Source organism: Lysinibacillus sp. VIII_CA (genome assembly GCF_049943995.1).
Lineage (GTDB): Bacteria > Bacillota > Bacilli > Bacillales_A > Planococcaceae > Lysinibacillus > Lysinibacillus pinottii.
Genome location: NZ_JBNFXM010000003.1, coordinates 196,601 through 214,879, shown reverse-complemented (window position 1 = coordinate 214,879; position 18,279 = coordinate 196,601). Strand labels below are relative to the sequence as shown.

The window sequence follows — 18,279 nt, the reverse complement described above, 5'->3', positions numbered from 1 at the left end:
GCAGCTTTTCTTCATTTCTTCTCTTTTTACATAAAATGAAACTTTTGGGTTTTGAATCTGTACTATTTAGAAAATATTGATTTTTCTGGAGGTCATATGTTTAAAACTAGAGGCTTTACCCTTATCTTTATATGCTTTTTAACAGCCTGCTCTCAGAATACCGCAATTCCTAAAGAGCAAATACAAGAAGAAAAAAATAAAGAGAATATCGTGGTAACAGCAGATGGTAAACTTACCTTTGAGCTTATTAATAACATGGAGGCTCCCCAAGAAACTGTAGATACGATAAAAGATGAACTATGTAAGGCTTATGAGAATATTTTGCAATCCATCCATACATCCTATGTTCCATCTGAGCATATAACAGTATTTCTAAATGATGGTACTCCCTCATGGGGATTAGCATCAAAAATCGTGTTAGATCTCAGCTTAGAAAATCCCCCACTTGTCCATGAATTGACACATTCCTTACTTGGTTACGGGGGCAATTTTGATACCGATAATGGCTACTTTACGCAGGAAGGTTATGCGGTTTATATGGACGATCAATTCGGTAAAAATGAATTAAATCTTGAAAAGTATATGAAGCATTTTCTGGATTCAGACAAATTAATTCCCATTAGCAAATTAATAGACCCAAATCAAGATGATCATTATTTTCGCGCAGAGCTTCCAAACAAAGAAGAACAGAGTGTCCTTTGGGGGATGAGCTATATACATGCTGCTTCATTTGTTAAATATTTAGTTGAAACGTACGGGATAGAAAAGTTTGAACAAATCTATGATAAGAAAGACCTGGCAAAAAAAATAGAAGTAGTATACGGAAAAAGCGTTAGTGAAATTGAAATGGATTGGTTAGCCTTTATTAACAATCAACCACGGTTTACCTATGAAGAAAAATTAAAATTGCCTGATTTCTATGATACTAATACAATTATTCTCCAGCTTGATCCTACATTTTTTGAAAGGTAGTAAAGAGACCCACGTCAGCACAAAAAATCTAAGTTCGGACCATACCGGACTTAGATTTTTCCTTTTTCCCTATAAGTAAAAGTATGCTCGTAAATCTAGCAACCTCAATTAGGCAATCAGCTTTGCAAACCATGCCACATAATGAGCTCCTGGGATGAATAATAACTGTGCCACAATCGTTCCTAAAAATCTTGAAAACATCATCATGACCGAGGCTCTTTTTAAATCTATATAGCTCCCCCTTTTATTAATTACATCATCGGCGAGAATGGAGATTTTTGGATCAATGAATAGAATTAATAGAATGGTCGCTATGCCATTAATTAAACCAGATGCCATAACGGCAGTTGTTTTTAATTCTGGGACTAATAAAGTGGCATACAAAGCTGATAAAACGCCAATCGTATAGATTGCCGTAATGACTATATTAGTAATAAATAATTGCAGAGGGATATCTCCCAATCCTATATCTTTTAAATAGGTAAAGCGTGGCTTATGAATATGCTTCAAGCTACGTCTTACATATTCAAATGTAAAACCCTTTTTCAGTAATGCTGGGATGGAACCCCTTTCCTCAGCCAGATGGACGATAGCTCTTGAAAAAATGGCTACGAAAGTTGGGATGAGTAAGATGCCTACTAGTGTTCCAACTGATGCCGCTCCAATAATTATACGAAACTGCTGTTCTACATGTGTCAAGGCATCGCCCACAGGTGCAGTATCGACCAAACTACCAGTAAATGGTTGTTGCATCATATTAGCGAGCCGTGAAACCATGACCATTACATTAAAAAGTGCTAAAGCAGATGCTAGTAATCTGACACGCGCTCCTGATAAACGTACGGCATAGGCAAGCGTTTCAATGGCATGAATGATTAAAATAAACAAGGCAATCATTATCAATTTATTTGTTATTAAATCCACACTATGTACCTACTCTTTGCTTTCTAACGATTTTACATACTGACGCAAAACAATCAAAATAGTTCCGATTGAAAAATCTTATCTACCTTAAATATAAAAAGCATAGGTAAGGTTTTTTATCCGTGTTAATTACTGTCGACGCTGATTCATTATTAATCAGGAGGTCTTCTTGGAATACAGTTTAGTTAGTAAATATTAACATTTATGATAATATAATCATTTTATTTCCACTAGGTCCTATGGAATCATACCATCTTTATTTATAAAAACTTTTACAAAACTCCTTTGTCCTCCACCATTCAGTTGGTAAGTGTCTGACAAAAAAGCCGCCATTAATTGGCGACTCTTTTTATAATCGAAATTTATTCACTATATATTAATTTAAGATCAAATGAATAGCGAGCAGCTGGGTCATTTTGCGTAGAGTCGTGACCAATTACGTTAAAGTAAACCTTCTCACCTGGACGCAAAATAATGTCAACTTTGTCGATTTCTCCTGCACCATTATCTGTAGCCATCATTAACATATCTTGTTCCCCATTAGCCTTATAAGTAAGGAAAAAGAAGTCATAATTGAGTCCTGATGGCGATTCTAATGTAGGACGAAGAACAAGACTTTTGCCAGTATCATTGTAGTAATATGTCCATTCTGAATCAGAGGAGTTCTCAATAGTGGACCCATATCCGTAACCTGGTGGGATTAATACCGCAGTGCTTTGAGTGTCTCCCCATCCAATCTCAGCAAAAGCAGATTGCGAAACAGTCATAAGACTAGTAGAAACAAAAAGGATAAAAAATAACTTTTTCAATTTCATATGTATTACACCTCTCTCTATTTTTGTACCGACCATTCAATATAATAATACCATTAATGTAAAATATTAGTATACAGTGCAATGGTTTTAAATTAATTGCTATTATATGTAAATTTAATCATTATAATGTCTAGCGTTGATATGATTGATAATATAAAAGCCGCCTATTGGCGACTTTTTTTGTTAAAATGTAATTTTTCGGCAATATATTTCGGTTCATCTACATGTATAGACGTTTAACTACAAAATTATTGCAGATTAACTCAAGCTCTTCTAGACCAAATGACTACTGGAATGAGCAGCAACGACATTAGGCCGCCTGCTAAGGACAATGCCGCATAACTAGCATTCGCAACGACCATCCCAGATAGCGCTCCCCCAGATGCCCCTGCCAATGCCACAAAAACATCCATTTTCCCCTGTGTTTTTGCGCGGGTAGACGGCTCCGTTGCATCAACGATTTGTGCAGTACCACTAATTAAACCGAAATTCCAGCCTAACCCAAGTAAAGAAAGTGCCACTATAAGTAAAACCATCGAATCGCTTGGAGCAAATGCCGCTAATAAACCCGCTAGAAGCAAGGTAACACCGGCAGCAATACTCATGACTGTTCGTCCGACTTTATCAACAAGAATACCTGTGACAAGCGATGGCAGATACATAGCACCTACATGAAATCCAATCACAATACCTACTTCCGATAAACCATGTCCATGGTGTCTCATATGTATGGGTGTCATCGTCATAATCGCTACCATGACAATTTGTGTTAAAACCATCACGGTTGCCCCTACCGCCAAACCACGTTTATTAGCTGTTGGATGTGTGGACGGTATTTCATTTTCTATAGCATATTTTTGCTTAAGCGCCTCAATTCCTTTAGCGATTTCTAAGGGATCCGGACGCAGCATCACAAATAGGACAAATCCTGCTACTATAAAAGCGGCAGCAGATAGCAGAAAAGGACCAGCAAGCGCAGGAATACCAATCGATAATGCCACTTTCCCCATCAATTCTACTAAATTCGGACCTAAAACAGCACCAAATGTTGTCATAAGCATAGTCGTACTTATAGCTGTTGCACGTTGTTTGTCATTCGCTAAGTCTGTACCCGCGTACCGTGCCTGTAAGTTGGTTGCAGTTCCTGCTCCATAGATTAATAGAGATATAAACAGCATAATAACACTATTAAATATCGCAGCCATGACGACTCCAATGGCTCCTAGCCCCCCAACAATAAAACCAGTGGATAACCCTGTTCTACGGCCATGACGTTGTGATAATTTACCAACAATAAAAGCTGCACCAGCTGACCCTAATGTAAATAATGCCGATGGTACACCTGCATATGCATCGGTTCCAAGCATTTGTTGGGCTAATAAAGCACCTACTGTAATACCAGCCGCTAGCCCTGCTCCCCCAAATATTTGAGATAGGCTCACTACTATTAATACACGCCTATATAAGCTTTTTAATTTTTCTGGTGACTCCATATATGATTCTATCGAAAATTCCGCTTTTCCAGACATTCTCTTTACCCCTCTTTCTAGTTGCATAAGATAATACATGTAGCCATTTTATGTATCCTATAAATCGTTCCAACTGGCTCTACGTTATTCTCTAGCCAGCCTCTGCCATTCTAATACACCCTCTTCTAACCGGAAAGCATTGATCCCTTTTGCTTTCAACATTTTTACAGCTTCGGCTGACATTAAGCAATAAGGTCCTCTACAGTAAGCTACAATGTCAATATGTGTTGGCAGGGTAGATAGTTGATTCTCTAATTCTTCAATAGGCATAGAAACGGCTCCTGGAATATGTGCTTGTTCAAATTCTTCTTTTGGTCGAACATCGAGTAATAGCACTTCTCCTTTATCCATGCGTAATACGAGATCCGAAGGCGTTACTCCCTCTATGCCAAGATGCTCATTAAAAAATTCTTCTTTTATTTGTTGAACCTGAATCAATTGTTTTTCAGATAGCGCATGTAATGTCGTTAAAAATTTAGCAATCATTTCATCTGCTAATTCGTAGATAACAAAATTACCTTCCTTTGAAAATTTGACTAATCTGGCATTAAAAAGTGTCTTTAAATGCTGAGACACATTAGCTACGGACATATCTGTACTTTTGGCTAATGCATCAACAGACTTTGGACCTTGAGAGAGAATATCAAGTATTTCTAATCGTTTAGGGCTTGATAAACTTTTTCCAATTCTAGCGAATTCTTGATATAACAAATCCTTTAAATGTCGTTCATGCAATGTTGAGTACCACCTTTCAACTATTCAATTAATTTATTGAATAGTTGAATATTAATTCTTTATTTTACCATTGTCAATTACTTAATTTTACGAAAAAAACCATTTTTTAAGCACAAAAAAGAACATGTTTTAAAAACATGTTCTAGCAATAGGACTAAAGGGCGTGCATGACGACTTTCTTTTTCTTAGAATAAAATAAAAATGTCGTCGTTAAGCTCAAACTAATAATGCCAAATACAAGCCCCATCCCACTTAAGCCAATTACATCTAGCATCATACCTGTAGACAATAGCACGACTTGAAAGACGACCGAATCAATCATATTTCGGAAAGAGAAAAAACGTCCATGAAATTGTTTTGGAACCTGTTTCTGAAAAATAACCATAGTCGTTGGGAAGAAACAGCCTACTGTAAAGCCAAATACTCCAAAGGCTACTAAAGCAAAAAGTTTGATATCTGCTAGTAATAGCAAGAGCTCCATGGACCCAATAATAAATGCCAATGTGAAGAGGAGTGTGCCCATTTGTACTCGATCAGCTATTATTTTTAAGCCTGCCGCACCAAGCATAAAGCCGATACCTTCCACTGTATACAACAAACCTGAAATCGTTGTCGATTGATGCATTTCAGAAATTTTCATAATAACTAAATTAAAAGAGCCTAAAAATAACGTTGGAATTAACATAAGCACCAATGTCATTAGAACCATTGGATGCTCTTTCACCATCGGTAATACCTCTTTAAAGTTTCCTTTTTCTTTGTTTGTTACTGTTGCATTTGTCACTTCATCTAATTGCAATAAACTAGTAATAACAAACATGACGATATATACGATAAATGAAATGATATATAACCATTTTAATTCAAAAAAGCTTAGCATGAATCCTGCTGCGGCTGTACCGATGATTCTAGAAATAGTTCTAGCGTTCATTTGCCAGGCATTCAATGTAATTAAGTCTTGCTCCTTTGCAATCATTGGAATAATGGATTGCAGTGCAGGCATATAAAAGGCAGCTGCTATTTGCAATGTAATTAAAAATAAAATCATCCATACAACCGAATTTGTATAAAGTGCGATAAACATAAATAATACACTCACTATTCGCCCAATACTCGCCATTTGTACAACCGTTTTTTTCTTCGATTGATCGATAATACGACCAGCCATAGGCCCTACGACCAAGCCCGCTAAAATACCACAAGAAATAATTAATGATTTGTGAAAGTCTGAAGGTACTACCTCTTGCATAAAGGCGAGATTTCCAATAATACCAGCCCACAAGCCTAGACCTACGACGAATTCACCTAATAAAATAATCCATACATTTCGATTTCGCCACATGCTGTTCTCCTCGTTGTTCCTACAATGTCATAAAACCTATCGTAACAAAATTTAAAATATTCGTACACAGTGATATAAAAAAATATTACTAGGTTCTATGCCATTCCACCCTTTTCTATCTTTTTTTAAGAAGTATACTATTTTTCCTATAAAGAAAAATCATCCAAAAGTTTGAATTATATAAGCAAAAAAACACCGTTTGATGAATTAATCAAACGATGTTTTTTATTATGATAGCTCCAGCTTATGCACAAGCGCTTTTCTTCTGCGTTCGATTATTTTTTGACTAATTAATGTAATGATAAACAACAAGCCTACAGTTGTGGCCATCATCCCTGCTATAGAGGTATCCCATAGCTTCGCTAAATAATAGCCGATCACGGAAGCTGCAGCCCCAAAGAGCATGCTGTAGATAAACATTTGCTTAATCGTTTGACTAATTAAATAAGAAGTTGCTGCTGGACCAATTAGCATGGCCACGACTAAAATAGCTCCTACGCTATCAAAGGCTGCAACAGTTGTAAATGAAATCGAGGTCATAAATCCATAGTGGAGAAAGACAACAGGTATACCAATTGTTGCGGCATAGACAGGGTCAAAGGTTGCAAGCTTCATTTCCTTAAAGAATAGTAGCAAAAATCCAATATTGATGATTAAGACAAGTAAAAGCATCCATACGGCCTTAGGCATTGCTAGACCTAAAATCGTCCATCGATCCCATGGAACGAAAGCAATCTCTCCCATTAAGACATGCTCTACATCCAAATGAACATTACTTGCAAATAATGTAATTAGCAGGACTCCCGCCGCGAATAACGATGTAAATACCACCCCTATCGCTGCATCCTCTTGAATACCAGAAGAATGTAATAATTGCACAAGATAAGCAGTTAAAATACCCGCAACTGCTGCACCTATCAACATCCAAAAGCCATTTAATGATTGGGTAATGATATAGGCCATCACAATCCCAAAGAGTACAGTATGACTAATGGCATCAGCTATCATGGACATTTTACGCAAAATAAGAAAAACGCCTGCAATCCCACATGTTATACCCACTAATAAGCCAGTTACTACCACCCAGAATTCTATCATCCTACATCACCCTGCTTTCGAAATTGCATTTTTCTACGATATTTATTAATTTGACCAGCAGGACTTATAAAATAGGAGATCAAGAATATACCTGCCGCCACTAGAACGATAATAGGACCGGTTGATAATCCTGTTCGAATCGCGCTAATAAAAGTACCTGTAACACCTGAGATACCTCCAATCGCTGCACTCAAGAGGAGCATCGTACTCAATTTTTTAGTCCATAATTTGGCGCATGCAGCAGGAATAATTAATAAAGCTGACATTAAAATTACGCCTACAGCCTGGATCCCTGTAACAATTGTCATGACAATTAACACTGTTAGCGTGGCCTTTAAAGCTTCAATCGGTAAGCCAATTCCTTTTGCATAAACAGGATCAAAGATGAGTAATTTCCATTCCTTATAAAAGAAAAGACTAACTAAAATAATTATGGCTGCACTGATGAACAGCCACATTAAATCAGCTTTTGTCATCGTTGCGGCTTTGCCAAATATAAAATTATTAAGGCCACTCTGGTTTCCAATTGGACTTCTGTTGACAACTGTTAAAAACACTACTCCGACACCAAAAAATACGGTCAGTACTAATCCAATAGCTGCATCCGCCTTCAATTTTGAAAAAGATACAATCCATTGTATACAATACACAGATAAAGCAGATGTAATACCCGCTCCCAGCATTAAAATCGGTAATTCCTTTTGCCCTGTGAGCAGGAACGCAAGTGCGATACCTGGTAATGCTGCATGTGCCGCAGCATCGCCCACTAAGCTTTGTTTTTGCAAGAAGGAGAAAGTTCCAGTTATGCCTGCAGCTATACCCAGTAACATAGTGCCACTAAGTACCCACAATAAGTTACCACTTAACATCTTGAACCCTCCTTATGCATGCTGCATCATGAAAAGTTTACCACCATATGTTTTTTGTAATTGTTCTGGTGTAAAAACATCTTCTGTTGCACCTGATGCTAATATCGTTTTGTTTAGTAGAATCGTATAATCAAAATATTCCTTGACCGTTTGAAGATCGTGATGCACAACAAAAATACTTTTGCCCTGAGCCTTTAATGCTTTTAAAATATCAATAATTGTTTTTTCTGTTGCAGCATCTACCCCAGCAAATGGCTCATCTAAGAAATAAATATCTGCATTTTGTGCTAGAGCTCTTGCTAGGAATACACGCTGCTGCTGTCCGCCCGAAAGTTGTCCTATAGAACGGTCTGCAAAGTCCAGCATCCCTACACTTGCTAATGCTTGCCGAGCGACCAGTTTATCTTGCTTCGTCGGTCTTTTAAATAAACCTGTATGGCCATATCTCCCCATCAACACGACATCGAGGGCATTCGTTGGAAAATCCCAATCAACGGCATTTCGCTGAGGTACATATCCAACTACTAAACTTTTTGGCTCAAAGATTTTACCAAGAATCTCAACTTTCCCCACTTTATTAGGAAGTTGATTTAATATAGCCTTTAAAAACGTTGATTTTCCGGCACCATTTGGCCCAATTATCGCAGCTAGATGACCTTTAGGAACCGTCACACAGGCATTTTCCAATACTGTTTTCTTATCATAAGCTACTGAAAGATTTTCCACTGTTAATGCATCCATTTTATCCACCTACTTTAATGCATCGACAATTGTGTCGATGTTATATTTATACATCCCTATATACGTACCTTCTGTAGTGCCTTCCGCACCCATCGCATCCGAAAATAGTTCTCCACCGATCACGATGTCATGTCCCTTTTCTTTAGCCCCTTCAATCACGGCCTTCATCGCTTTATCAGATACACTAGATTCGATAAAAAGGGCCTTGATTTTATGAGCTACTAAAAAATCAACCATTTCCTGTACGTCTTTGACTCCGTACTCTGAATCCGTACTTAGTCCTTGTAAGCCACGCACTTGGAAACCTCGGCTTCGACCAAAATAATTAAAAGCATCATGGGCAGTAACTAGAATCCTTTGCGGCTCTGGAATTTCTTTGACACGCTGTTGCGCATAGCTTTGTAAATCGTCTAGCTTGTTTAAGTAAGACTCTTCATTTTCTTGAAAATCTTCTTTGAATTCTGGGTATTCTTCTTGAAGTTGCAAACTGATTGCTTGGACAACGCCCTTCCATAGCTCGATATCAAACCAAATATGAGGATCATGTAGCATGGCATCGCTATCACTTGCAAGTAACTGCTTAGTATCTAACGTTTCCCCAACAGCTAACACGGTTTTATCCTTTGCCATTTGTTCAAAAATATCGAGCATCTGTCCTTCTAAATGTAAACCATTGTAAAAAATAACTTCAGCCTTATCCAATTTCGATAAATCACTTTGCGTAGCCTTGTATAAATGGGGGTCTACCCCAGGTCCCATTAATGCTGATACTTGTAAATGATCGCCACTAATTTCTTTTATGGCATCTGCAATTTGTCCTGTCGTTGCGACAACAATTCCTTTTTTTTCTCCATCTGCTTCAGTTGAACAACCGAATAACAGAAGTGAGAGTGATAGTACGAATACACCTAACCATTGTTTCATTGACTTACCTCTACTTTCATTTTATTAGCCATTGCTTGAAAAAAAGCAGTCATGATACACCGATAAAGGGGGTGGCGGACATGCCTTATTAAATCTTTTGACTACGCCCGCCTTGTCAGACTTGCATCCTTAAATGCATTGCTCTTTCTCATACAGCCTTTATTTATATAATTTTCCGAATAAACTGGCGCCAGCTCATCCAGAAAAGGATTAATATTATGCCCGCTCCTACAGACTCTGTAAGTTTCCAAAGAATCGTAAGAAGTAATAAAACAACCATTGGAAGAATCGTCAGCTTGAAATCACCTAACTCTTTCATTCACGCACTCTTCTTTCTTGAGAGATATTTTGTTTCCCTTAGGAAAAATATATGCTTAAAACAAAAATAATTCAACTACTTTATGAAAATTTCTTTTAAAAAATTTTTTTCTAGAGGAAAATTTACTTTCGCCCAAACAAAAAATCTCTAATGCTATGATTAGAGATTTTTTATAAAATAGTGATATTACATGCGTTTATCATTGATTCCAAGTGGTTTTCCTATAAATTCAAATGCATAAATATGCGTTTTAGTTAATTCAATAATGTCTTTTATTAAAGCTTCTTCTGATTTTTCATAGTTGCTTGCAATCCATTGCATCATTAATCCGTAAAAACCATAAGAGGTATAATGTTTGAACATATCCATATTCACTGGTTGATGGTTGATGGTCTCAAAGTTAAATTGTTCTTGATAAATTTTTGTTATCGTAAGAGGCATCCGGGTATGCAATCCAGGAATCGTATCTTCAAAGTTTAATAGCTCAAAAAATGTACGATTCTTATAAATGTAATGAATAATATTAAAAGAAGGAGCTTTTAGCTTCGTTGTATACACTCTTTCTCCAAACAGGTATGGTTCCCCTACCGCTACTTCTAGGCCATTTAACATCTGCTCTAGCAAATTTTCTGCTAGCTCAAATTTATCCTGAAAATGCACATAAAAGGTACTACGATTATAGCCTGCTTGTTCTACAATATCTTTTACTGTAATTGCCTGAAATCCTTGTTTTTTAATTAAATCAACTAAAGCGCTATAAAAATGACGACGGGTTCTTTCCTGTCTTTGTGTCCATTTTGTCACTATTCCTTCCTCCCTTTTAGACATTTTACATAGATATGTCTACTAGTTAGACACTTGCCATGACATTAATGATTGTTTCCGTTTTATAGAGTTTTACAATAAAAGTACACCGTAATCGACGCAGTGTGCAAGAAAATTACTTTTAAGGGAGTGTCATGTATGGGGAAATTACAAGATAAAGTAGCAATTATTACTGGTGGTGCTTCTGGAATTGGAGCAGCAACTGCTGAATTATTTGTAGCAGAAGGTGCTAAAGTGGTACTTGTGGACCTTAATGAAGAAAAAGGTCAAGCATTTGCAGCTCAACTGCAGGCAAAAGGAGCAGAGGCTATCTTTATGAAAGCAAATGTAACAGATGAAAATGAAGTAGCCGCCATTTATCAAACAACACTAGGGACATTTGGCAAAGTCGATGTTCTTTTTAATAATGCAGGAATTGGGCGAGTAACGCCAACTGAGGATTTGCCTTATGCAGAGTGGCGTCAAACAGTGAATGTGGATTTAGATGGCGTATTTTTAATGGCACAGGCTGCCATTAAGGAGATGCTAAAAGCGAATGGCGGGACAATTGTCAATACTGCCTCCATGTATGGATGGGTTGGTTCACCAGGGTCTGCAGCCTACAATGCAGCTAAAGGTGGCGTCATCAACTTAACACGTTCACTAGCATTAGAGTTTGCTACACGCGGTATCCGCGTTAATGCACTTTGCCCTGGTTTTATTGATACACCGATTATTCCTGAGGAGAGCAAAGAGCCATTACGTCATGTAACACCTATGCAACGTTTAGGTCAACCAGAGGAAATGGCAAAAGCCGTTTTATTCATGGCGTGCGATGATTCAACATTTATGACAGGCAACACATTAACGGTGGATGGTGGCTATACTGCCCAATAAATAACACAAAATAATCGCTTCCTCTGTAGAAGGAAGCGATTATTTTTTATTGAGAAAAATTTGCAGTTTTTATCCATTTCCTGCAAACTATTAACATATCGAGCAAGAAAGGATGAAGATGACAAATGAAAAAATTAATAGGTATATTATTATTTTCCATTCTTATCGTAGGCAGTGCAAGCAATGTACAAGCTGCTGGTTTCAAAGATGTGTCTGAGGATCATTATGCCTATGAAGCAATCTTATGGGCAGAAGAATATGATATTGTAAATGGTTTTGCAGATGGTACATTTAAACCGAATGCTACTATTACCGAGCAGCAATTAGCTAAACTTTTAGCTATTTTTTACGAGCTTGAATCTCCCATTGATGAATTAAAAAAACAGACCCCTTCTGCCATGTGGTCGGATGAATTTTATAACCAGCTTGCTAGCTATGGTGTCCCTTTAAACGGCTATTTCGATAATCGGCTACGAGCTGCTACCGTGAAGCGTGGTGTCGTGGCACAAGCTATTACTCATTTAGCTAGTGGCAAAAAAGGATTAGATTCATCTATTCAATTTTTACTTGATTACTATATTTCATCTGGGCAAAATCCACAGTATGAAGACCGTAATTTACAAAAGTTTTATGGTGTGACCAACAATATGACACGTGCACAAGTTGTGACAATGCTGTATCGCATGGATGAACGAAATTTTTATGAAATTTCAGGGGATGCACAAGCTATTCATGACAATGCCAACAAATTATCGTTAAATACACGTGCTAAAAATGCCCAAAATCAACTCGATAAATCCTTGCAGCAAACTACACCTAGCAAGAGTGCATGGGAAGGCGTTTATACGTATTATTATAAATGGGGTAAAGGAACAAATGACTTTAACCGTCGAGATGCTGTTATTTCAAACGCCACAAGCAACAGTTTTTCCATTGCTTTAACTGCAAATGATGGGACAGCTTCAGGGAAAGTCAACGGAACTGCCACGATAACAAGTTCAAATAAGGCATTAATGAATAAGTCCTCAAACGGCAATCGATGTGTCGTCGAGCTAGAGCGATTAACGAATAATGCGCTGAAAGTTACGGAAGTCGATTGTCGTGCAGAGCGTAGTGAAGGCACCAATTTTTCTGGTACGCTAAAACAACAATAGTTCACAAGAGAGTCTGATTCGTTCAGGCTCTTTTTTGAGCGCCCAAAATTTTATAGTGCTGCTTGGCTATGGTAATAAAATCGAGAAGGAAAGGCTGCATATGTTTATCTTTATGCCAAGCAATGTCTGTAAAAATTGGTGCTAAGCTGATTGTCGAGGGAATTTCCTCTAATTGTCCATTTGCTAATTCCTTTTCTACGACCATTCTCGGTAAAAATGTAATACCTAAACCAGCTATCACACATTGCTTAATCGCTTCTATGCTCGCAAATTCTATCATTTGTAGCGGCATACTATTTTCCTGCTGTAGCTGTGCTTCTAAATGATTGCGATAGGAGCACCCTGTTTCCGTTAGTAGCATGGTTTCAGTAGAAAGATGAGAAGCCACGAGAGGCTCCCTTCTATCTTTCGAAGTACTCACAAAAATAAGCTGTTCTTCGAGTAAACGCTCTCGATGTAGCATCGCTGTTTCCTGATAAATATCTGTAATAAAGGCCACATCTAACTTACCTGATTGCAATAACTCCTTGGCAATGTCAGTCGTATGCACAGGCTTAAATATAATTTTCACATGGGGATGCGCCTGTTGAAAATGCTGTAAAATGCTTGGCAGTCGATAAACACATTGACTTTCCTGTGCCCCTACTTTTAACACCACTTGTTCTTGTTCATTGGACATTGCTTTTTTCATTTCACGATCTAGCTCTAGCATTTTTTCGGCATATTGTTGTAAACGTTTGCCTTCCTCTGTTAAAATGATCCGCTTCCCAAGCCTCTCAAAAAGTATAACCCCTAACTCTTGTTCCAAAGTTTTAATCTGCGCAGTAATACTTGATTGAGCATAGTCTAGACGCTGTGCTGTTTGTGTAAAGCTTAATGTTTCTGCTGCTGTTAGGAACGTTTGGAGCTGCTTTATATCCATTTCCTCACCTCTCTAATCATTTTTTTCGATACATTTTTATGGAAGATTCACTTTTATCGATATTAAATCCAGTTTACACTAGCTTAGCAAGAGTGAACAATTTTTCAACCAAACGAGGTCCATTAAACAGAAAAGGATTTGGAAACTTTATCGTCCAAATCCCTTTTTAATCTCCTGTTATTGTAGCTCTTTTCTAAGACATTCAGCTGCTGCCATCGCTTTTAAATCTTGAACTATATCTCCGGGTTTATTTCCTTCTCCTAAAATATACCCTTCAAATGATGTCCCTATAAAGTCAAAGATATGTTGAAACTGCTGGATCATTGGTAGCCCTTTTATATAGGGCATATCACCACCAACTGCTATGACATACGCTTTTTTAGAAGACATGTTGTCCTTGAAATTGGGGTAAGTTAAATCTCTTAAAGTTTGTGACCATCGATCAATAAAGTTTTTCATCGGTCCTGCCATGCTGTACCAATAAATAGGTGTAGAAAATAGTAGAATATCATGTGGAAGAATACGTTCAATGATGGAATTATAGTCATCATTGACTTCTGAAAAGCCCTCCTCTGTATGGCGCTTATCTATTATAGGTTGAATTGAATAATCCTTTAGATAAATTTCTTCAACTTTTAAATCTTGAGTGACTAATTTTGTTAAAGTTTCTACGTTCCCATTCGGACGATTTCCACCATAAATAACGGCTATTGACATGTTGGTGATCCCTTCTTCCTTAAAGTTTTCTAGTATTGTTCCCGAATAGTTTTATCTTATAATGATTTCACAAATCGATAAAGATGATTATTTCGATAAAATGAATCGAAAAAATCGATTATAGAGAAGTGACTAGCGTGGGAATTACACCATAAAAACTTCCAGAAAAAGGTTTTTTATTCAAATGTGGGAAGTAGCCATCTTCATGGTCAGACCCACCACATTATAAAGAAGCAAAAATTTTCTTTACCCATTCAAGATACTCACGCATATAGTATGGCTGCTTAAAACCATGATTCTGACCTTCTGCTACAATTACAGTGACATCCGCACCTGCAGTTCGTGCGGACTGAATATATTCCTGTGGTCCCTTTACCCCAACAGCTGAATCCTTCGTTCCATAAGCAATAAATTGAGGAATATGTGCAGTTCTGAAATGCTTGGACAAATCAGTTTTATTCAAAAGTTCTTCACGCTCTTCTGGATTTCTAACAGCTTTATCATCAAAAGAAGCAAAAAGCATGGGGACATTATAGCGGTACGTCAATGCAGGATAAATCATGGCTGCAGATGCTACTTGGTCATCAACTGCATCGATAGCATCAAGCTGATAATTTTTGGGAAGCCGTTTTTCTCCCTGTATGAGATTAATAAAACTCCCCGTTTGAAAACCACCTGCGCTAAAGCCTATCAATCCAATTTTATTAGGATGTATACCATAATCATTTGCATGATAACGTAGATAACGGACAGCACGCTGCACATCCAATTGGGGAATGGGCCATTCATAGGGGTTGGAACGATAGTGTAGAACGAACGCATTAATACCTGCCTTATTTAATGCTTCCGCGACCTCTTTCCCTTCAGTAGTTCCGCCATCCATTTCCTTAAAGCTATAGCCACCACCGGGGATTACAATGACCGCACTATCACTATTTGCCACGGTATAAGGAATCAAATAAGGTTCATCCTCATAGGTAGTCTTTTCATAGCCTCCCTCCATTTCATGGACATATGTAAACGTATCAATGGCAGCCTCATTATCTTGATAGTCTTCTCCTACAATATTAGTGAAAAATTTGACTGTAGCTAGCAGTCTATTAGGGTTACCTTTAATATTCATATCGTCTAGCTTACTACCAGAATGATTACCTGCGACTTCTTCTCCCCAAATTTCAACCTTTCGTTCAATATCGGCAACTGGCTTACCTGGTTTATTACCAAAAGGATTGATCTCAAGAAAAGCATAGCCAAACCCTATTATCAAAACCAATATAGCTAGCAATATTCCCACAAACTTGGCTGTTTTCTTCATTATTTTCATCATGATTATCCTCCGTAAGTAGAGAAAAAAGTTTGTCACTTCCACAAAATTACCTTTAGTTTAACAAATGGTTTCTCGACAACTCGATTGTCTTTTTAGCCTTAGCCCTCATATTTTTTTACTTCACTATATGTTCCGCAGGTGAATCTTTTTCAAGTCTAAAATCAAATTTATCCATATTTTTATATTGAGGATCTAGGTAACTAGATGTCGAATCACTATTGGATGCGATTTTAAACTTTTTAAACGAGTCATATTCCTTATCCTTCCATATCCAAATGCCATCCTCCCCTTTTTCTTTATGAAACACATTCCTAACCAACTTGTTTTTTTTATTACTTGTAAAATAATTGGCTATAAATATTCGAGAAGATCCAGCTGTTAGTATATTTTTTTCTATAACGTTATTGTGGGTATCATACTGTAATAAAAGCTGTCCTCCATCTAATCCCTTTGTATCATTACGGTATATAATATTATGAGAGATGGTTGAATTTTTCGTCCCCCCTCTTTTTTCATCATACCCGCCAATCGATATTCCTGTAAAAAAATTATTATATACTGTATTATTTAGTACTTTTATATTGTCTGCATACTTGTTTGCATGTTCAGATGTTACTTCAATTCCGATATCATTCTTATAAAGGGTATTGTACTCAATCGTTATATTCTTACCACCATCGACATATATTCCCCCAGCAGAATAATTCTCGCCATATGCTGGATTCCCATAGGAGGAAATTTCATAAACGTAATTATTTTTTACAGCACCGTTTCGTACATAGTCCCTTTTTTTATCCTTTGAAATTCCTTCAAACCCAATCAGATCAATTCCGATATTATTGCTCCGTCGAACTATATTATTTTCTATTTTAAATCCATTAATATTCCCATTAAGAACTATAGATTCACTTGCACCTAACACTAAATCCTCCACTGTATTACCTACAATATTTATATCTCTCATTGACCCTGTTCCGTAGACAGCGATCCCATGACCATTTCCATCCTCAGCAAAGGTTTTTATTCTTTTCACATGATTATTCGCTAGGGTAATATGGCTACTGGAGCCTGTTACGTAAATTCCTATCACTGTTTCATCTAATTGTTTCGTCGTTAAATCCTGTATAGTGAATCCACTAATGGTAATGTAATTTTTATCCTTTATCGTTACAAGAGATGCATCACCATCCGTATTCTTCATGGACTCTCCACTAAGAATAACTTCTTCATTTTCATACGCCTTGAAAATAATGGGGTTTGATTTTGTACCACTATGTATAACAGAAAGCTTTTCCTTATAAATGCCTTTCCGTATAAATACGGTTGACCCTGCTTCCGCTTCTAATGCCGCCTTTTTTAGCGTACGGTATGGGCTTAATTTTGAACCATTATTTGAATCATTTCCATTACTATCTACAAATATAGTCTTAGCCTGTTTTATTTCCGAATCATTAATCGTTAGCACAATTATCAAAGCAGCTATAAACCCCAAAAATAGTATCCATTTTTTCATAAAATCTTCCTTTTCAAATTAATTCTATGGCGTTAAATGGTCGATTTTCTAATCACCATCTCTGCTAATACTAAATTAATAGTAAAGGCTAACCACGCTCCTAACGAATACGACAACCCATATGGAAGATTCGCTCCATAATGCAGTATCGTCACAACTATGTAAATGGTTAGATTGGCAAACGTTAAGAAAAAGCTTCTTAGCATCCAACTCCGATGGCTATTTACTTGTCCCTTTTTTATAAAACGAAAACCGTTTATCGTCGTAAGCAACCACAGCGTATTTAAAATGAAGAAACCAATCGTACTCCACATGCCCCCATTTGCATAGAGCGCTATATAATATCCTGGAAGTATATTGACTACAATCACTATTACATAGATTCGACCATTCCAGCGGTGTAGAATAGGTTTTTCCATTCTTATTGTTCTCGAAAGACCTAATGGCCCCGTAATTAAGGCAATAATGGCTAAAATAATATGTAGTTGGATCATCATAATCCATACATTTGCATTCGGAAGTTCTATTTCCTTGTTCGAAAGAAATGTCGAAAATGTGGGGTCGACCATAAAATTTTTAGATGTTGTATGTAATATCCACAATACAGCAATTACTGCTAAACTAATGACTAAGCCTTTCCTTCTCATGTCTTCTTTCCTCTCCGTTTGTAAAGTGAC

Annotated in this window: 19 protein-coding genes; 3 read left to right on the top strand and 16 right to left on the bottom strand. The window is 37.1% G+C overall.

All coding sequences use genetic code 11. The features are described 5' to 3' along the window. Nucleotides 1-96: 96 nt before the first annotated feature. Complete coding sequence (locus tag ACP3VS_RS06445; RefSeq protein ID WP_289448861.1) at nt 97-972, top strand: hypothetical protein; 876 nt, start codon at nt 97-99, stop codon at nt 970-972. A 108-nt stretch (nt 973-1,080) separates the two neighbouring features. On the opposite strand, the gene ACP3VS_RS06440 is transcribed toward ACP3VS_RS06445, so the two are convergent. The 11 genes from ACP3VS_RS06440 to ACP3VS_RS06390 form a co-directional block, all read right to left on the bottom strand. Next, nucleotides 1,081-1,869 (bottom strand): lipid II flippase Amj family protein, encoded by a 789-nt coding sequence (locus ACP3VS_RS06440; protein WP_012294900.1) that lies wholly within the window; start codon nt 1,867-1,869, stop codon nt 1,081-1,083. A 389-nt stretch (nt 1,870-2,258) separates the two neighbouring features. After that, nucleotides 2,259-2,711: a hypothetical protein gene (locus tag ACP3VS_RS06435; RefSeq protein ID WP_051890853.1), complete on the bottom strand. Its 453-nt coding sequence runs from the start codon at nt 2,709-2,711 to the stop codon at nt 2,259-2,261. Nucleotides 2,712-2,974: 263 nt separating this feature from the next. Beyond that, nucleotides 2,975-4,240 carry an MFS transporter gene (locus tag ACP3VS_RS06430; RefSeq protein ID WP_197150153.1) on the bottom strand — a complete coding sequence of 422 codons (1,266 nt, stop codon included), beginning with the start codon at nt 4,238-4,240 and terminating at the stop codon, nt 2,975-2,977. Nucleotides 4,241-4,324: 84 nt separating this feature from the next. Continuing rightward, on the bottom strand, nt 4,325-4,975 hold the full coding sequence (locus tag ACP3VS_RS06425) for an ArsR/SmtB family transcription factor (RefSeq protein ID WP_036164014.1): 651 nt from the start codon (nt 4,973-4,975) through the stop codon (nt 4,325-4,327). A 154-nt stretch (nt 4,976-5,129) separates the two neighbouring features. Further along, nucleotides 5,130-6,317, bottom strand: coding sequence for an MFS transporter (locus tag ACP3VS_RS06420; RefSeq protein ID WP_012294904.1), 1,188 nt, complete (start codon nt 6,315-6,317; stop codon nt 5,130-5,132). 228 nt (nt 6,318-6,545) lie between these two features. Continuing rightward, entirely contained in the window at nt 6,546-7,415 is an 870-nt protein-coding gene (locus ACP3VS_RS06415) for a metal ABC transporter permease (RefSeq protein ID WP_031416198.1), read from the bottom strand. Then, nucleotides 7,412-8,284, bottom strand: a complete 873-nt coding sequence (locus ACP3VS_RS06410; protein ID WP_031416199.1) for a metal ABC transporter permease — start codon at nt 8,282-8,284, stop codon at nt 7,412-7,414. The genes ACP3VS_RS06415 and ACP3VS_RS06410 overlap by 4 nt, the downstream gene beginning before the upstream one ends. 12 nt (nt 8,285-8,296) lie before the next feature. After that, on the bottom strand, nt 8,297-9,025 hold the full coding sequence (locus tag ACP3VS_RS06405; RefSeq protein WP_031416200.1) for a metal ABC transporter ATP-binding protein: 729 nt from the start codon (nt 9,023-9,025) through the stop codon (nt 8,297-8,299). 9 nt (nt 9,026-9,034) lie between these two features. Next, a complete protein-coding gene (locus ACP3VS_RS06400; protein WP_012294907.1) occupies nt 9,035-9,949 on the bottom strand; it encodes a metal ABC transporter solute-binding protein, Zn/Mn family in 915 nt (304 codons plus the stop codon). Between the two features lie 163 nt (nt 9,950-10,112). Next, nucleotides 10,113-10,268: a hypothetical protein gene (locus ACP3VS_RS06395; protein WP_172799064.1), complete on the bottom strand. Its 156-nt coding sequence runs from the start codon at nt 10,266-10,268 to the stop codon at nt 10,113-10,115. 186 nt (nt 10,269-10,454) lie between these two features. Beyond that, nucleotides 10,455-11,096: a TetR/AcrR family transcriptional regulator gene (locus ACP3VS_RS06390; protein WP_012294908.1), complete on the bottom strand. Its 642-nt coding sequence runs from the start codon at nt 11,094-11,096 to the stop codon at nt 10,455-10,457. A 135-nt stretch (nt 11,097-11,231) separates the two neighbouring features. On the opposite strand from ACP3VS_RS06390, the gene ACP3VS_RS06385 reads away from it, so the two are divergent. Next, nucleotides 11,232-11,969 (top strand): SDR family NAD(P)-dependent oxidoreductase, encoded by a 738-nt coding sequence (locus ACP3VS_RS06385; RefSeq protein ID WP_012294909.1) that lies wholly within the window; start codon nt 11,232-11,234, stop codon nt 11,967-11,969. Nucleotides 11,970-12,094: 125 nt separating this feature from the next. Continuing rightward, a complete protein-coding gene (locus tag ACP3VS_RS06380) occupies nt 12,095-13,123 on the top strand; it encodes an S-layer homology domain-containing protein (RefSeq protein ID WP_012294910.1) in 1,029 nt (342 codons plus the stop codon). A 22-nt stretch (nt 13,124-13,145) separates the two neighbouring features. Here the strand turns inward: ACP3VS_RS06380 and ACP3VS_RS06375 are convergent, their stop codons facing one another. The 5 genes from ACP3VS_RS06375 to ACP3VS_RS06355 form a co-directional block, all read right to left on the bottom strand. After that, entirely contained in the window at nt 13,146-14,045 is a 900-nt protein-coding gene (locus tag ACP3VS_RS06375) for a LysR family transcriptional regulator (RefSeq protein WP_036162017.1), read from the bottom strand. A 177-nt stretch (nt 14,046-14,222) separates the two neighbouring features. Next, the gene (locus ACP3VS_RS06370; RefSeq protein ID WP_012294911.1) at nt 14,223-14,762 is read right to left on the bottom strand and encodes a flavodoxin family protein; all 540 of its coding nucleotides are present in this window, start codon (nt 14,760-14,762) and stop codon (nt 14,223-14,225) included. 223 nt (nt 14,763-14,985) lie between these two features. Further along, a complete protein-coding gene (locus ACP3VS_RS06365) occupies nt 14,986-16,089 on the bottom strand; it encodes an alpha/beta hydrolase (protein WP_012294912.1) in 1,104 nt (367 codons plus the stop codon). Nucleotides 16,090-16,204: 115 nt separating this feature from the next. Next, a complete protein-coding gene (locus ACP3VS_RS06360; RefSeq protein ID WP_207889225.1) occupies nt 16,205-17,602 on the bottom strand; it encodes a DUF1565 domain-containing protein in 1,398 nt (465 codons plus the stop codon). A 32-nt stretch (nt 17,603-17,634) separates the two neighbouring features. Continuing rightward, nucleotides 17,635-18,249 carry a DUF2306 domain-containing protein gene (locus ACP3VS_RS06355; protein ID WP_207889226.1) on the bottom strand — a complete coding sequence of 205 codons (615 nt, stop codon included), beginning with the start codon at nt 18,247-18,249 and terminating at the stop codon, nt 17,635-17,637. Between the last annotated feature and the right edge of the window lie 30 nt (nt 18,250-18,279).

Bases quoted from the DNA above. Each gene is read 5' to 3' on its own strand.
- ACP3VS_RS06435 (WP_051890853.1), bottom strand. From the start codon at position 2,711: ATGAAATTGAAAAAGTTATTTTTTATCCTTTTTGTTTCTACTAGTCTT.
- ACP3VS_RS06380 (WP_012294910.1), top strand. From the start codon at position 12,095: ATGAAAAAATTAATAGGTATATTATTATTTTCCATTCTTATCGTAGGC.
- ACP3VS_RS06390 (WP_012294908.1), bottom strand. From the start codon at position 11,096: ATGTCTAAAAGGGAGGAAGGAATAGTGACAAAATGGACACAAAGACAG.
- ACP3VS_RS06430 (WP_197150153.1), bottom strand. From the start codon at position 4,240: ATGTCTGGAAAAGCGGAATTTTCGATAGAATCATATATGGAGTCACCA.
- ACP3VS_RS06445 (WP_289448861.1), top strand. From the start codon at position 97: ATGTTTAAAACTAGAGGCTTTACCCTTATCTTTATATGCTTTTTAACA.
- ACP3VS_RS06385 (WP_012294909.1), top strand. From the start codon at position 11,232: ATGGGGAAATTACAAGATAAAGTAGCAATTATTACTGGTGGTGCTTCT.
- ACP3VS_RS06360 (WP_207889225.1), bottom strand. From the start codon at position 17,602: ATGAAAAAATGGATACTATTTTTGGGGTTTATAGCTGCTTTGATAATT.
- ACP3VS_RS06405 (WP_031416200.1), bottom strand. From the start codon at position 9,025: ATGGATGCATTAACAGTGGAAAATCTTTCAGTAGCTTATGATAAGAAA.
- ACP3VS_RS06355 (WP_207889226.1), bottom strand. From the start codon at position 18,249: ATGAGAAGGAAAGGCTTAGTCATTAGTTTAGCAGTAATTGCTGTATTG.
- ACP3VS_RS06440 (WP_012294900.1), bottom strand. From the start codon at position 1,869: ATGATTGCCTTGTTTATTTTAATCATTCATGCCATTGAAACGCTTGCC.
- ACP3VS_RS06415 (WP_031416198.1), bottom strand. From the start codon at position 7,415: ATGATAGAATTCTGGGTGGTAGTAACTGGCTTATTAGTGGGTATAACA.
- ACP3VS_RS06365 (WP_012294912.1), bottom strand. From the start codon at position 16,089: ATGATGAAAATAATGAAGAAAACAGCCAAGTTTGTGGGAATATTGCTA.
- ACP3VS_RS06400 (WP_012294907.1), bottom strand. From the start codon at position 9,949: ATGAAACAATGGTTAGGTGTATTCGTACTATCACTCTCACTTCTGTTA.
- ACP3VS_RS06395 (WP_172799064.1), bottom strand. From the start codon at position 10,268: ATGAAAGAGTTAGGTGATTTCAAGCTGACGATTCTTCCAATGGTTGTT.
- ACP3VS_RS06420 (WP_012294904.1), bottom strand. From the start codon at position 6,317: ATGTGGCGAAATCGAAATGTATGGATTATTTTATTAGGTGAATTCGTC.
- ACP3VS_RS06375 (WP_036162017.1), bottom strand. From the start codon at position 14,045: ATGGATATAAAGCAGCTCCAAACGTTCCTAACAGCAGCAGAAACATTA.
- ACP3VS_RS06370 (WP_012294911.1), bottom strand. From the start codon at position 14,762: ATGTCAATAGCCGTTATTTATGGTGGAAATCGTCCGAATGGGAACGTA.
- ACP3VS_RS06410 (WP_031416199.1), bottom strand. From the start codon at position 8,284: ATGTTAAGTGGTAACTTATTGTGGGTACTTAGTGGCACTATGTTACTG.